This is a genomic window from Fulvivirga aurantia, from assembly GCF_009711475.1.
Taxonomy (GTDB): Bacteria; Bacteroidota; Bacteroidia; order Cytophagales; family Cyclobacteriaceae; genus Fulvivirga; species Fulvivirga aurantia.
The window spans coordinates 1-695 of record NZ_SMMD01000143.1 but is presented as its reverse complement, the minus strand read 5'-3'; the positions used below and the strand labels follow the sequence as shown (position 1 = coordinate 695).

The window sequence follows — 695 nt, the reverse complement described above, 5'->3', positions numbered from 1 at the left end:
GCTTTTATTTTTGTTCGTAATTCTCAAATTTTTCGATGATAAAAAGCTAGAGAAGTATAAAAAAAGAAAAGTAAAGTTTAACCATCAAGCTTCACGAATTCAACACTAACAGCGGATGAAAAATAACTTCTTTATTATATCTCTCGATTTCGAACTTCATTGGGGTGGGTTTGAGAAATGGAATACAAGTAGTTATAAGTCCTATTTCTTAAATACCAGGGAGTTAATACCACAAATATTAAAGGCCTTTGAGCGAAGCGGGGTTCATTGTAGTTGGGCTACAGTGGGCTTGTTAATGAATAAGAATAGAGAAGAGTTGGGAGAAAATATTCCTAAAGAAAAGCCTCTGTATGATAATCCTGACCTTTCCGCTTATAATTTCATTTCAAAATATTCTGTAGGACAAGGTGAAAATGATGACCCCCTTCATTATGCTCCAACGCTCGTAAATTATATAATAAAAACGCAAGGGCAGGAAGTAGCCAGTCACTCTTACGCTCATTACTATTGCAATGAACCTGGTCAAACCCCTGATCAGTTTTTGGCAGATGCAAAAGCATGGAATAAGGCGGGTAAGAAGTATGGTCTTAGTCACGCTAAAAGTTTAGTATTTCCAAGAAATCAATTTAACGCTGATTATCTCAAAAAGTGTAAAGAGGTTGGCATACAAATCGTACGTACAAACCCCAAAGACT

At 36.0% G+C, this 695-nt stretch carries 1 protein-coding gene; it reads left to right on the top strand.

Annotation, left to right across the window (positions count from 1 at the left end; translation table 11 throughout):
- Window positions 1-115: 115 nt before the first annotated feature.
- Window positions 116-695: polysaccharide deacetylase family protein (locus E1176_RS00385; RefSeq protein ID WP_155208616.1), on the top strand; the 580-nt coding region annotated here is incomplete at its 3' end.